We start from the raw sequence: 13,865 nt of genomic DNA, 5'->3' as shown, positions 1-13,865 counted from the left end.
GTCACTTCGCTTCGATCTTGGTCAGGCCACCCATGTAAGGCAGCAGCACTTCAGGAATCGTTACGCTGCCGTCTTCGTTCTGGTAGTTCTCGATGACGGCGATCAGGGCACGGCCGACGGCTACGCCCGAGCCATTGAGGGTGTGCAAAAAGCGCGTGCCCTTCTCTTCCTTCGGGCGATAGCGCGCATCCATGCGGCGCGCCTGGAAATCACCGCAGACCGAGCAGGACGAAATCTCGCGGTAGGTGTTCTGGCCCGGCAGCCAGACCTCGATGTCATGGGTCTTGCGCGCGCCAAAGCCCATGTCGCCGGTGCACAGCACGACGGTACGGAACGGCAGGCCGAGCAACTTGAGTACGTTCTCGGCGCAATCGGTCATGCGGTCGTGCTCGGCAAGCGCGCTTTCGGCGTCGACGATCGAAACCAGTTCAACCTTGTAGAACTGATGCTGGCGCAGCATGCCGCGGGTGTCACGGCCAGCCGAGCCTGCCTCCGAGCGGAAGCACGGCGTCAGCGCCGTCAAACGCATCGGCAATTGATCGCCGGCCAGGATTTCCTCGCGCACGAGGTTGGTCAGCGGCACCTCCGCTGTCGGGATCAGCCCGAGGCGGCTGTCGCCATGCGGCACGAAGAACAGGTCTTCCTCGAACTTCGGCAGCTGGTTGGTGCCGAACAGCACCTCGTCGCGCACCAGAAGCGGCGGCTGCACCTCGGTGTAGCCATGCTCGGTCGTGTGCAGGTCGAGCATGAATTGGCCGAGCGCGCGTTCGAGGCGGGCAAGCTGGCCCTTCAGCACGGTGAAACGCGCACCCGAAAGCTTCGCGGCACGCTCGAAATCCATCAGGCCGAGCGCCTCTCCGATCTCGAAATGCTCCCTCACCCAGTTCGGGCGCGGCATGACCTTGCCGACCTTGCGCAATTCGACGTTGTCGTTCTCGTCCTTGCCGACGGGCACGTCAGCGAGCGGAATATTGGGGATGACCGCGAGAGCACCGTCGAGCGCCTTGTCGAGCTCGCGCTCGAGGCCCTCGCCGTCCTGGATGAAGCCCTTGATGTCGGCGACTTCGGCTTTCAGCTTCTCAGCCAGGGCGGAATCACCATTGCGCATGGCGTTGCCGATTTCCTTCGACGCGGCATTGCGGCGCTCCTGCGCCTCCTGCAGCTTCGAAACATGGGCGCGCCGCGCCTCGTCCTTGGCGATCAGGTCATCAACCGTCGAGCTCGCCACCGAAGCCGGCTGCCCGCGCTTGGTCAGCGCTTCGACTAGAGCTTCAGGGTTCTCGCGAATCCATTTGATATCAAGCATTTAAAAAGTTTCCGGTCGCGGCGGTTGTCGAAACGACCGCGACGGCGGATCGGGCTGTCAGCCGGCGTTCGTGCCGCTGCCTGTGCCTTCGAGCGAGGTCGGTGCTGCTTGCGTCTGCTCGGCGGGGTTGTCGCCCGCTTTCTCAGTTTCGCTCGCCACGCGCTCTTGCTCGCGCTTCTTTTCGATCATCCGGGCGGTCCAGATGGAAATCTCGTAAAGAAGGATCGTGGGAAGGGCAAGGCCGATCTGGCTGACCGGATCGGGTGGCGTCAGTATGGCGGCAACCACGAAGGCGATGACGATCGCCCATTTGCGCTTGTCGGCCAATCCCTGGGAACTGACCATGCCGACGCGCGCCATAAGCGTCGTCACGACAGGCAGTTGGAACACCAGGCCAAAGGAGAAGATCAGCGTCATGATGAGGCTGAGATATTCCGAGACCTTGGGCAGCAGCGAAATCTGCACCTCGCCTTCGCCTCCGGACTGCTGCATGGCGAGGAAAAACCACATCACCATCGGCGTGAAGAAGAAGTAGACCAGCGACGCCCCCATCAGGAACAGGATCGGCGACGCGACCAGGAACGGCAGGAACGCTGCGCGCTCGTTCTTGTAGAGGCCGGGGGCGACGAACTTGTAGATCTGCGAAGCGATGATCGGAAACGCGATCACAAGGCCGCCGAACATGGCGAGCTTGATCTGGGTGAAGAAAAATTCCTGCGGCGCAGTGTAGATGAGCTCGACCTTTTCCGGGTCGAGACCGGCCCAGCTGGTTGCCCATTTGAACGGGATCACCAGCAGGTTGAACAGCTGCTTGGCAAAGAAGAAGCAGACCAGGAAAGCGACGAAGAAGCCGCCGATGGACCACATCAGGCGGGTGCGCAGCTCAATCAGATGTTCCATCAGCGGAGCCGAGGACTTGTCGATCTCGTCGTCTTCGGCGCTCACGAGGCTTTTCCTGCTTTTGTCGTCGTCTTGGCGACCGTCTTCTTGGGCGCAGCCGCCTTTGCCGGCGCGACCTTGGCGGCAACCGGCTTGGCGGGACCAGCCTTGGCCTTGGCCTGCACCACGACCTTGGGCTTGGCGGCCGCCTTCGGCTTTGTTTCCGCCTTGCCAGCCTTGGCAGCCACTTCGACAGCGGGCACGGGCGTCGCCTTGACCTCGGCGGCCGGGACGACCGGCGTTGCCTCGGGAGCCGCGACGCCCGGCATGACGGTTGCGCCGTTCTTCAGCGGCTCCGCCGGATGCACGGCGCTCGACGCCGGGTCGGCCGGCGCCGCCGGCTGCGACGGCTTCATCGCGGTATCGAGCCCGGCGCGCACGTCGGCCGCCGCCTTTTCGAACGGATTGAGCTGCTTCCTGATCTCATTGGCCGGATTGAGGCCCTTGAGATCGTCGAGCGACTTCTTGACGTCATCGAGTTCGGCTTCTTTCAGCGCCTCGTTGAACTGGCGCTGAAAATCGCCCGCCATGGAACGGGCCTTGGCCGTCATCCGCCCAATGGTGCGGAGCATCTTGGGCAAATCCTTGGGGCCGACGACCACGATCATGACGACCGCGATCACCAGCATTTCGGTCCAGCCGATTTCAAACATGTCGGTGCGATCCGGCTAGCAAGAGACTATGGTCAGCTCTTGCTGGCCTTTTCCTTGGTCGAGTTTACAGCCTCGTCGTTGCGATGCTCGACCGTCTTGGCATCTTCGGCTTCATCGTCCGACATGCCCTTCTTGAAGCTCTTGATGCCCTTGGCCATGTCGCCCATCAGTTCGGGGATCTTGCCACGGCCGAACAGCAGCAGCACGACGACCAGAACGATCAGCCAGTGCCAGATTGAAAACGAACCCATTGAACTCTCTCTTGAACAGTTTCCCTGCGATTGATCTAGGCTCTTTCGCTTCCAGATTCAAACACTAGAACATCCGCTTTCCGAAGCGACAGCCATATATCCCGAGCTTTTGCGGACAAAGCGCCGCATCGCACACGCGCCCTGACCGGCGTTTCCGCTCCCGGCACCGCAAGTTCCAGCAATTCGACGACGCCGAGATAACGCCGCGAGATGACGCGCGCCTGGGTTTCGCCGGTGTCTTCGCTGACGTCGATGCCGGTCAGGCGCACGGCCACCGATACCTGGGTACCGTCGGCGACCGATGTTTCAACCTCGCCGACAGGTGTGTCGGCGTAACCGTCGACAACCCTGGCCGAAAAGACGTTCAGCTCGGAGAAGAAACCGGCGGCGAACAGGTTTGCCGGCCTGAGGTACAAATCATCCGCCCTGCCCGTCTGCACCAGCTTGCCATCCTTCAGCAGCGCGATACGGTCGCCCATGCGCATCGCCTCCTCGGCGTCGTGGGTGACGACGATCGCGGTGGCGCGGCTTTCGCGCAGGATTGCCAGCGTTTCGGCGCGCACCGAATCCTTGAGCCGCGAATCGAGACCCGAAAACGGCTCGTCCATCAGCAGCACCGCCGGACGCGGCGCGAGGGCACGGGCAAGGGCGACGCGCTGCTGCTCGCCGCCGGACAGCGCGTGCGGATAATTGTCGGCATAATGCTCGAGACCGACGCGGTTGAGCGCGATCAAAGCCTCGCGCCTGCCCTCCTCGCGCGACAGGGCAGTCAGGCCGAACCGCACATTGTCGAGGATGGTCAGGTGCGGAAACAGGGCGAAATCCTGGAAAACCAGGCCGATTGAGCGCTGTTCCGGCGGCAGGAAGACCGAAGGACCGGCGATTTCCTTGCCGTTGAGCATGACCTGGCCGGATGTCTGCGCCTCGATGCCGGCGGCGATCCTGAGCAGCGTCGTCTTGCCCGAGCCGGAGGGGCCGAGCAGGCACAGAACCTCACCCGGCTCGGCGGCAAGGCTGACGTCACGCAGCGTCTCCGAGCCATTGCCAAAGGAATGGCGGATGTTTTCGAAGGACAGGCGCGCGGCGAAGGTCACGCCCGCAGTGACGCGGGATGCCGCCTGGGCTTGGCTGGTCGTCACAGAATGGACCTCCCGGGGCCGGTTCCACACCGGCGCCGGTCAATCATCTGTGACGCGGGGTGTCAACAGGCCAAGCTCCTCGAGATCGATGTCCGTCAACGGATCCTCGTCGTCGGACAGCAGGTCCGGGTCGGACGGCGGCAACGGCACCGAGAAGCCGGGCGGCATGCGCGACGACAGCAGCCCTGCTCCCTTCAGCTCTTCCATGCCGGGCAGGTCGCGGATTTCCTCCAGGCCGAAATGATCGAGGAACTTGTCGGTGGTGCCGTAGGTGACCGGCCGCCCCGGCGTCTTGCGGCGGCCGCGCATGCGCACCCACTCGGTTTCCATCAGCGTATCGAGCGTGCCCTTGGAGGTTTCGACGCCGCGGATGTCCTCGATCTCGGCACGGGTCACCGGCTGGTGGTAGGCGATCACCGAAAGCACTTCCAGTGCGGCGCGCGACAGCTTCTTCTGCTGCACCGTGTCACGGCTCATCAGGAAAGCCAGATCGCCCGCCGTGCGAAAGGCCCATGAATCCGCGACCTTGACCAGGTTGACGCCGCGGCGCTCGTAGATGCGCTGCAGTTCGGCCATAGCCGCTGGCACGTCGACACCTTCGGGCAGGCGCGAAACGAGCTGCCGTTCGCTCACCGGCTCGGCGCTGGCGAAGACGATCGCTTCGGCCATGCGCACGGCCTCCGCCAGATGCAGCCGCGCCGCCGGATTGATCTCGACGGCATCGCCATCCTCGTCATCGACGGAAAACGGAACGACGTTCGATCCTTCGCTCATGCAGCACCTTCGGTCTGCCGTGGGGCGGATTGGCGCTCACGCAGATAGATCGGCGCGAACGGTTCGTGTTGACGGATTTCGACGCTACCCTCCCGAACCATTTCCAGGCTCGCGGCGAAAGAACTGGCAATCGCGGTTGCGCGCTCTTCTGGGCTGGTCATGTAGCGGATGAGAAAATGGTCGAGCGCGGTCCAGTCCTTCAACTCCCCGACCATGCGGGTCAGGATGTCGCGTGCCTGCTTGAGCGACCAGACACCGCGCTTGGCAATCTGCACGCTGGTGATGGCCTGGCGCTGCCGCTGGCCGGCATAGGCACTCAACAGATCGTAGAGCGAGGCCGAATATTCGTTGCGCTTGTCGACGATGACCAGTTCGGGCGCGCCGCGCTGGAAGACGTCGCGACCGAGCCGGTTGCGGTTGACCAGCCGCGAGGCGGCATCGCGCATGGCTTCGAGCCGCTTGAGCCGGAACTGCAACACTGCTGCCAGTTCTTCGCCGCTTTCGCCCTCGTCGCCCGGTAGCTTGGGGATCAGCAGCTTGGACTTCAGGAAGGCGAGCCAGGCCGCCATGACCAGATAGTCGGCTGCGAGTTCCAGCCGCAGCGCCCGCGCCTGCGAAACGAAGGTGAGGTACTGCTCGACCAGCGCCAGGATCGAAATGCGGGACAGGTCGACGCGCTGGCTGCGCGCCAGATGCAGCAGGAGGTCGAGCGGGCCTTCGAAGCCGGCAACGTCGACAACCAGCGACGGATCGTCGGTCGTGCGCTGGTCGGCGTTCTCCGCCCACAGGCGGTCCATCGGTGCCGGCTTCTGCGCCTTGCTTTCCAATGCTTCCGCCAAATCCCTGCCTTCTCGTTGAGAGGCTATGCAACTGCCTCGAAATATTGTCCGAATTCCGCCCGAAGCGATGCTTCATCATGGCCATCGCCCGCCTTGACCATGGCAAGGGCCTTTTCGGCGCGCTCGAGCGACTTGCCGGAAAGTGCCGTGGCCCGCGAGGCGATGCCCTCCATCTCCTCCATCACCCCGTTGCAGTGAAGGACAAGATCGACGCCCGCCGCAAGGATTGCCGCCGACTTTGACGGGAAATCCCCAGAAAGTGCCTTCATCGAGGTGTCGTCGCTGACCAGAAGGCCGTCGAACCCGATCTCGCCGCGCACGATTTCCTCGATGACCTTGCGAGACGTCGTCGCCGGGGCCGTGGGATCGACCGCGCTGAAGATGACATGCGCGGTCATGGCGATCGGCAGATGGTTCAGCGCCTTGAACGGCGCGAAGTCGTGGGCGCGCAACTCATCGAGCGTTTCATGGACCGTCGGCAATTCGAAATGGGTGTCCGAAACGGCCCGGCCATGGCCGGGAATGTGCTTCATGACCGGCAGGACGCCGCCTGCCAGCAGCCCTTCAGCCGCAGCGAGGCCGAGTGCGGCAACGCTCTCCGGATCCTTGCCATAGGCACGCGCCCCGATGACGTCGCTCGCCCCCTCGACCGGAACATCCAGCACCGGCAGGCAGTCGGCGGTGATGCCGTAGCGGGCGAGATCGAAGGCATGCAGGCGCGCGAGCAGCCATGTCGCCCGCAGGCCCGCCTCGCGGTCATTGCGATAGAGCGCGCCCAGCGCACCGCCGGCGGGGTAGTTCGGCGCCAGCGGCGGGCGCAGGCGCTGCACGCGCCCACCTTCCTGATCGATGAAAACGGGTGCATCCGGCCGTCCGACGCTGTCACGCATCTGGGCGACGAGGTCGCGGATCTGCTCCGGCTCCTTGACGTTTCGGGCAAAGAGGATGAAGCCCCACGGCCGCTCGCGACGGTAGAAGGCAATCTCTTCAGCGATGAGCGACAGGCCTGCGCAGCCGAGGATGATGGACTTTGATTCGGTCATGACGGGAAGCTTAGCGCCTTTTTGGGTGAGAGAGAATCGGCTGCAATCCGCGCGGGCGGACCGGAAACGAAAAACGGCGCAGCAGGTGCCGCGCCGTTTGCCGATTTGTTGGCTGCGAACCTACTTCGAGACGAAGCAGTTGCCGCCGGCTGCCTTGTAGCTCTCGCACAGGCTGACCGCGTCGTTGCGGGTGCCGGCCGGCACGCGGACGCGCCAGAAGGTGCCCTTGCCGGCGATCTCGGCCTTGACGATGCTGACCTCGCGACCGTTGAGCACGCTGCCATAGCGGCGGGCCAGATCGGCATAGGTCGACTTGGCGGCGGCTTCGCTCGGCTGCGAGGCGATCTGCATCGCCCAGGCACCCGAAGCTGCTGCGGTCGGGGCCGATGGCGCGAGGGCCGCAACCTGGTCCGGCTTGACCTCGCCGACCACGTCGACTGGCTGTTCGGAAGGGCGCTGCGGAGCGATCGGAGCCGAAGCGGGCGTATTTGCCGACTGGGCAGGCGCCGGGGTGTTGGCAACCGGCGCAAGGGCGGGTTGCGCAGGCACGGTGCCGGTAGCCTCGCTGGCGACGCGCTGCGGCGCCGGATCGTTAGGCTCGGCGGCAGCCACCGCGGCAGGTGCCGGATCTTCGCGCGGCACCAGCGTGCCATCGGGCCGCACGACCATGGTGCGGACCTTGCGCGGGGCAACTGCGGCCGTCTCGGTGCTGGCGTCGGGTTGGTCTGCCTGAGCGGCCTGCGCGACGCGATCCTCGGCCTTCGGCAGCGGCGCATCGGCGGTCTCATCCGCATCCAGCGGCAGCGTGTCGTTGGCGCGTGCCTCGGCGTCCTGAGCCACCACATCGATGGGCTCTTCGGTGTTGGTGACGAGCTTTTCCTGCGCCGGCGCGCCGTTGGCGGCACCGCCTGCGACACGGTCATAGACTTTGTTGTCCTGGTTCGGCACGGTCATGCCACCCGGATTTTCCGGCTTGACCTTGATAGGGGTCTCGTCAGCCTTGACGATGACAGGCGCACCGGCGTCATCGCCGCCACCGAAGGAGAGCCCCCAGGCGCCGATGCCGCCGACAACGGCGACCGCGCCGACGATAGCGGCGATCATGAGGCCGCGACGGGCCGGGCGTGCCGCAGCCGACGAACCGGGCAGCGCTTCCATGGCTTCGTCGAAATCCGGATCGTAGTCGAAGTCGTCGACCGGTGCCTGCTCACGCGGCGCCGAACCGCGGCCCTGCTGCATGCCACCAAGGTCAAAGCCGATCAGGCGATCGTCTGCCTGAGCCTGTGACTGGCGACCGGCGTACATGCCGGCCGCGCCCGCCGCTGCTGCGGCTGCGGCAAACTCGATCGGCTGCGATGCATCGCCGTCACGCAGCGTCTTTCGGTCAAAGCCGCTGGCATAGGGATTGGGTTCATAGCTCGACGAAGCTGACGGCTTGCTTGCCTCGGGGGCGTTCATCTCGTTCATGAGGTTCGAGAATTCGCTATCGAGATCGTCGAAGGCCGGTGCCGGGGGCGTATCGTCCTCGAAGGACAACTCGGGAATGTCGAGATCGTCGGCCAGGGCGACGGCCTTCTCCGGCACGTCCACCGTCTCGACGTCGGGTGCATCGTCAAAGGACGAAACGGCGGCGAACAGTTCAGCTTCGAGATCGTCGGCTACATCGACGGCGGGCTCGGCCTGCTGCCCGTAGGTTTCGGGCTCGGGCTGGTTCACATAGGATTCCGGCTCGGGCTGCGGCACGTAAGCTTCGGGCTCTGCCTGCGGCACGTAGGTTGGTGCAGGCGCAGCATAGGTCTCGGGCCGGTAGCTCGGCTGCGTCTCGGCGACAGGCGCCGTTGCGCGCGGGGCGACGGGCGTCCCCAGGCCCCAACTGCGGGCCTGTTCATAGCGCGATGCTGCCAGCGGCCGGTCAGCGGCGGCCACGGCTGCAGGCGCGATTGCGGCGGGCGCGACAGTTTCAGTCACGGCCGCTTCCGCACTGCGCTCGAAAGCCATGTCGAAGGCGTCGTCGTCGAAATTGACATCGACGTCGGCCTGCTGGTCGTAGCTGGGCTCGGTGTAGCCTGCATCGGAAGCGACAACCGTCGCTTCGTCGGCGGCCGCGAAATCCTCGACCTGATGCGTCTCATCGGCGTAGGACGCCGCATAGTCGGCGTCTTCAACCGCCTGCGGCTCGGTTTCGGCGGGCTGCTCAGGCGCCCAGAACGAGTTGGTGAACGTTGGCTCCGGCGCCTCGACGCGCAGCGGTGCAGGCTCGGAAAGCGCCTTGGCCTGATTGCTCATGGTGCCGAGCAGCGCGTTGAGCTCGTCCTCGAGGCTGGTGTCAGCCGCGACAGCGGCCGCAGGCGCGGCTGCCGTGGCGACCTCGGGCTCGAAGGCCGGCGCGTGGGCAGCGGCAGGCTCGTAAGCAGGCTCCTCGTCGCGCAGGGCATCCTGCAGGCGGCGCTCGAACTCGTCGTAATCCTGGGCCTGGGCCTGGGCGGCAGGAGCTGCCTGCACCTGCGGCTCTTCGGCCAAGTCCTCATGGGTGAAGGCAATTTCAGCCTCGGCCGGCTGATATTCGCCGAGCGTCAGCTGATCGCCGCCATCGCTTTCGACAGCGTAATCCGCACCGTCATGGGCTGCAAAATCCATGTCGACATCGGCAAGCGCGACATCGAAGTCAGCATCGAGATCGGTTTCGAGGGGCGCCTGATAGGCCACGGGCCCCTCGACCTGCGCAGCGGTCTCCTCGACCGGCAGCAGTTCGTCTTCGAGCGTGAAGTGTTCGTCGAAGGAAGCAGCGACGGCATCGTCGAACGCCGCGTCGGCCACGGCTTCGGGCGCAGCCGCATAGGCAGGCTCGACGGCGAAGGTCGGTTCCACGGCATAAGCCGGCTCCGCCGAAAAGGCTGGCTCGACCGCATAAGCCTGCTCTTCAGGCCTGAGCAGTTCGTCCTCCAGCGAAAACTCCTGCTCGAAGGATGCGGCGACGGCATCATCGAACGAGGGATCGGAAGCAAATTCCGGCTCTTGCGCGCGACCATAACCAGTCTCTTCGAAACGAGCCTCGGCTGGCGCATAGGCCGTCGGCGCATCAGCCTGGACATAGCCGGCGGGCGCATCACGCTCCGGTGCGGCCAACAGGTCGTCGCCGGCCAGCTCGCCGAGCAGCTCCTTTTCCAGGTCGATGCCGAAATCGTCGTCCATCGCCGGCTCGACCCGGGCCGCGGGCACGCCAACATCCTGGCGCACCACAGGCTGGCGCGGATCGAAGCCCATGATCCTCGTCAGCTCGGCGAACGGATCTTCATCGGCGAAATCGTTCTTATCGGCGATCTTCAGCTGGGGTCTGTCTGCCATTCTTTTTCCCGAACTCTCGCACTTTTTTCGGACGCCATGAACGTCGCGTAAGGTTGGCCCTTACCAGCGCAATGTGGGCAAAAGGTGACAGAAAGCCTCTGTTAACCTAGCGCATTTCGGTGGGCGCATCCGCTCCGATCAACGCCAGGCCCGACGTCAAGACGTCCGAAACAGCCTGCACCAGCCCGAGTCTGGCATGGGTCAATTCTGGATCGTTAACCTTAACAAACCGTAAGTCGGGGTTGTCCGTGCCGCGATTCCAGTGTCCGTGGAAGCTGCTGGCGAGATCGTAAAGGTAGAAAGCCAGCCTGTGCGGCTCCATCGACTGAGCAGCGGACTCGATCAGGCGCGGATACTCGGCGAGCTTCTTGACAAGCGCGATTTCGCCTTCGTCGGTCAGCCGCTCGACAGCTGCACTGAGCTTCGAACGCTCGAATCCGACCTCGCCCAGCTGCTCCCTGGCCTGCCGGAACACCGAATGGGTACGGGCCGAGGCGTACTGCACGTAGAAGACCGGGTTGTCCTTGGACTGCTCGGTGACCTTGGCGAAATCGAAGTCCAGGGGCGCATCGCTCTTGCGGTAGAGCATCATGAAGCGGATCGCGTCGCGGCCGACTTCCTCGACCACCTCGCGCAGGGTGATGAACTCCCCTGCCCGCTTGGACATGCGCACCGGCTCGCCGTCGCGGAACAGCTTGACCAGTTGGCACAGCAGCACGTCGAGCTTCACGGCGCCGTCGGTGACCGCGCGCGCCAGCGCTTCCATGCGCTTGACGTAGCCGCCATGGTCGGCGCCGAGCACGAAGACCAGCTCCTCGAAGCCGCGATCAACCTTGTCCTTGAGATAGGCGACGTCGGCGGCAAAATAGGTGAAAGCGCCGTCCGACTTAACCAGCGGGCGGTCCATGTCGTCGCCGACCTCGGTCGAGCGGAACAGCGTCTGCTCGCGGTCTTCCCAGTCGTCCGGCTTCTCGCCCTTGGGCGGGGGCAGCTTGCCCTTGTAGATGTGACCCTTCAGCGTCAGGTCGCTGATCGCCGAGCGGATCGCCCTGGCGTTGTCGGCATGGAGCGTGCGCTCGGAGAAAAAGACCTCGTGGCGGACGTTGAGCAGCGCCAGGTCTTCGCGGATCATCTCCATCATCGCATCGATGGTGCGGTCCTTGATGATGCCAAGCGCTTCGTCCTCGGGCTTCTGCAGCAGGTCGCGGCCAAACTCCTTGGCCAGCGCCTGACCGACCGGTACGAGATAATCGCCGGGATAGAGACCTGCCGGGATCTCGCCTATGGCGTCGCCGAGCGCTTCGCGATAGCGCAGCATCACCGAGCGGCCGAGCACGTCGATCTGCACACCGGCGTCGTTGATGTAATATTCCTTGGTGACGTCATAACCGGCGAAGCCGAGGATGTTGGCGAGCGCATCGCCGACAACCGCTCCGCGGCAGTGGCCGACATGCATCGGCCCGGTCGGGTTGGCCGAAACGTATTCGACGTTGACGCGCTTCTTCTTGCCAAAGCCCGAGCGGCCATAGTCGGCGCCACGCGACAGGAGATCGGACAGATGCTTCTGCCAGAACGCGTCCTTGAGCTTGAGGTTGACGAAACCCGGGCCGGCGACCTCGGCCTTGACCACATCGGCGTCCTTGGCGAGTTCCGCGACCAGGCGTTCGGCCAGCGCGCGCGGGTTCTGCCCGGTCGGCTTGGCCAGCACCATCGCCGCATTGGTTGCCAGGTCACCATGGGTGGCGTCGCGCGGCGGCTCGACTGCAATGCGCGTCAGGTCAAGCACACCGCCGTCTTTCGGAGTCAATTCAAGGGCTTCGACGGCTTTGGTGATCCGCTCGCTGAAATCGGCGAAAATGTTCATTTCTAGGCTTTCGTAGGACGCTTCGACGCCACTTTTGACGTGACATTCCACTGAATGTTGATTTTCCCGGCCTAAACCAAATCGGGCGTATGGTCAAACAAGCGCCGGTGTTCCTTGATGGCGTAGGTGTCGGTCATGCCGGCCAGGAAATCGGCGACGGCACGCGCCTTGATGCGGTCCTCGGCCCGGTCCAGCCCCTCGCGCCACCCCTCTGGCATGGCACGGGGATCGGCATAATAGACATCGAACAGCTCGCGCACGATGCGGTCGGCATTGGCCCGCACCCGCATCACCTCCGAATGCCGGTACATGTTGCGGTAGAGAAAGGCCTTGAGCTCCTTCTCGGACGCCGCCATCTCGTCGGAAAAGGTCACCATCGCTTCGCCGGCCGACCTGACCTCGTCGGCACTTCCAGGCGCCAGGCGCGCTATCCGGGCGGTTGCGGTCGCAATGACGTCCTCGACGAAGATGGTGATCTGGCGCCGCATCAACTCGTGGCCGGTGCGCACGGCATCGAGGGCCGGATAGCGCTCGCGCACGCCGCGCAGGATCGAGGCAGGCAGGCCCACGCCATCGAGCATGTCGAGCGTCAGCAGGCCGGCCCTGAGCCCGTCGTCAATGTCATGGGTGTTGTAGGCGATGTCGTCGGCGATGGCCGCGCATTGCGCTTCCAGGCTGGCAAAGCGGTCAAGCTCGAGGTCGTGCAATTCGGAATAGTCGCGGATCGCCTGCGGCACGGGCCCATTCAGGCCCTTACCTGAGGTGTCGGTCAGCGGACCATTGTGCTTGACCAGCCCTTCGAGCGCTTCCCAGGTCAGGTTGAGCCCGTCGAATTCGGCATAACGGCTCTCCAGCCTTGTCACCACGCGCAGCGACTGGGCGTTGTGGTCGAAGCCGCCCCAGGCCGCCATCTTCTCGTTCAGCGCGTCCTCGCCGGTATGCCCGAAGGGCGTATGGCCGAAATCGTGGACAAGGGCGATCGCCTCGGCGAGATCCTCGTCGCAGCGCAAGGCGCGGGCAAGCGCGCGGGCGATCTGCGCCACTTCGATGGTGTGCGTCAGCCGGGTGCGGAAGTGATCGCCCTCATGGGCAACGAACACCTGGGTCTTGTGCTTCAGGCGGCGAAAGGCGGTCGAGTGGATGATGCGGTCGCGGTCGCGCTGGAACGGCGTGCGCGTCGGGCTCTCGACCTCGTCGAACAGACGGCCGCGCGAAGCCGCGGGATCGCAGGCATAGGCCGCGCGCGGCCGGTAGCCGAAGCCGATATCGCCAAGTTGCCGCTCGCCTGCCATACTCCCCACCTGTTGACTTGCCCCAGGTGGCTTCATACCTATCATAAGAAACCGAAAGCAAGGTGACGCCGATGGGCGCTGATGCCAAGACTGCCATGAAGGTCGACATGACCGAAGCCGCTGCCAGGCGGATTGCAAAGATCGTCGCCGGCGATCCGGGCAAGATTGCCTTGCGCATCTCGGTCGAAGGCGGGGGCTGCTCCGGTTTTTCCTACAAGTTCGACCTGGTCGATGGCCGCAACGACGACGACGTCGCCATCGAACGTGACGGCGCGACGCTGCTCGTGGACGACCTGTCGCTGGTCTACATGGGCGGTTCGGTGGTCGATTTCGTCGACGACCTCATGGGCCAGTCGTTCCAGATCAAGAACCCCAACGCAGTCGCCGGCTGCGGCTGCGGCACCAGCTTCTCCATCTAGC

General features: G+C 64.5%; 12 protein-coding genes. 1 reads left to right on the top strand and 11 read right to left on the bottom strand.

What is annotated here, in order from left to right:
- Position 1 precedes the first annotated feature (1 nt).
- The 11 genes from serS to GGR00_RS11975 all read right to left on the bottom strand — a co-directional run bounded on the left by serS (position 2) and on the right by GGR00_RS11975 (position 13,445).
- The gene (serS, locus tag GGR00_RS12025) at positions 2–1,306 is read right to left on the bottom strand and encodes a serine--tRNA ligase (RefSeq protein WP_055970798.1); all 1,305 of its coding nucleotides are present in this window, start codon (positions 1,304–1,306) and stop codon (positions 2–4) included.
- A 57-nt stretch (positions 1,307–1,363) separates the two neighbouring features.
- Positions 1,364–2,206, bottom strand: a complete 843-nt coding sequence (gene tatC / locus GGR00_RS12020; RefSeq protein ID WP_055970965.1) for a twin-arginine translocase subunit TatC — start codon at positions 2,204–2,206, stop codon at positions 1,364–1,366.
- A 41-nt stretch (positions 2,207–2,247) separates the two neighbouring features.
- Entirely contained in the window at positions 2,248–2,898 is a 651-nt protein-coding gene (gene tatB / locus GGR00_RS12015) for a Sec-independent protein translocase protein TatB (RefSeq protein WP_184699539.1), read from the bottom strand.
- A gap of 32 nt (positions 2,899–2,930) precedes the next feature.
- The gene (locus GGR00_RS12010) at positions 2,931–3,149 is read right to left on the bottom strand and encodes a twin-arginine translocase TatA/TatE family subunit (protein ID WP_055970794.1); all 219 of its coding nucleotides are present in this window, start codon (positions 3,147–3,149) and stop codon (positions 2,931–2,933) included.
- 35 nt (positions 3,150–3,184) lie between these two features.
- Positions 3,185–4,288, bottom strand: a complete 1,104-nt coding sequence (locus GGR00_RS12005; protein ID WP_055970792.1) for an ABC transporter ATP-binding protein — start codon at positions 4,286–4,288, stop codon at positions 3,185–3,187.
- 39 nt (positions 4,289–4,327) lie between these two features.
- Positions 4,328–5,062, bottom strand: coding sequence for an SMC-Scp complex subunit ScpB (gene scpB, locus GGR00_RS12000; RefSeq protein ID WP_055970789.1), 735 nt, complete (start codon positions 5,060–5,062; stop codon positions 4,328–4,330).
- Entirely contained in the window at positions 5,059–5,859 is an 801-nt protein-coding gene (locus GGR00_RS11995) for a segregation and condensation protein A (RefSeq protein WP_055970963.1), read from the bottom strand. The genes scpB and GGR00_RS11995 overlap by 4 nt, the downstream gene beginning before the upstream one ends.
- 65 nt (positions 5,860–5,924) lie before the next feature.
- Entirely contained in the window at positions 5,925–6,944 is a 1,020-nt protein-coding gene (gene nagZ / locus GGR00_RS11990) for a beta-N-acetylhexosaminidase (protein ID WP_055970787.1), read from the bottom strand.
- 120 nt (positions 6,945–7,064) lie between these two features.
- On the bottom strand, positions 7,065–10,289 hold the full coding sequence (locus GGR00_RS11985; protein ID WP_184699538.1) for an SPOR domain-containing protein: 3,225 nt from the start codon (positions 10,287–10,289) through the stop codon (positions 7,065–7,067).
- 106 nt (positions 10,290–10,395) lie between these two features.
- Positions 10,396–12,153 (bottom strand): arginine--tRNA ligase, encoded by a 1,758-nt coding sequence (gene argS / locus GGR00_RS11980; RefSeq protein WP_055970784.1) that lies wholly within the window; start codon positions 12,151–12,153, stop codon positions 10,396–10,398.
- Positions 12,154–12,224: 71 nt separating this feature from the next.
- The gene (locus GGR00_RS11975; RefSeq protein ID WP_055970782.1) at positions 12,225–13,445 is read right to left on the bottom strand and encodes a deoxyguanosinetriphosphate triphosphohydrolase; all 1,221 of its coding nucleotides are present in this window, start codon (positions 13,443–13,445) and stop codon (positions 12,225–12,227) included.
- A gap of 71 nt (positions 13,446–13,516) precedes the next feature.
- Here GGR00_RS11975 and erpA point away from each other — a divergent pair, with 71 nt between their 5' ends.
- Positions 13,517–13,864 (top strand): iron-sulfur cluster insertion protein ErpA, encoded by a 348-nt coding sequence (erpA, locus tag GGR00_RS11970; protein ID WP_055970779.1) that lies wholly within the window; start codon positions 13,517–13,519, stop codon positions 13,862–13,864.
- The last annotated feature ends 1 nt before the right edge of the window (position 13,865 follow it).

The organism is Aminobacter aganoensis, from assembly GCF_014206975.1.
Taxonomy (GTDB): domain Bacteria; phylum Pseudomonadota; class Alphaproteobacteria; order Rhizobiales; family Rhizobiaceae; genus Aminobacter; species Aminobacter aganoensis.
Note: the sequence above shows the minus strand (reverse complement) of the source record. Positions and strands in the feature narration are given on the sequence as shown.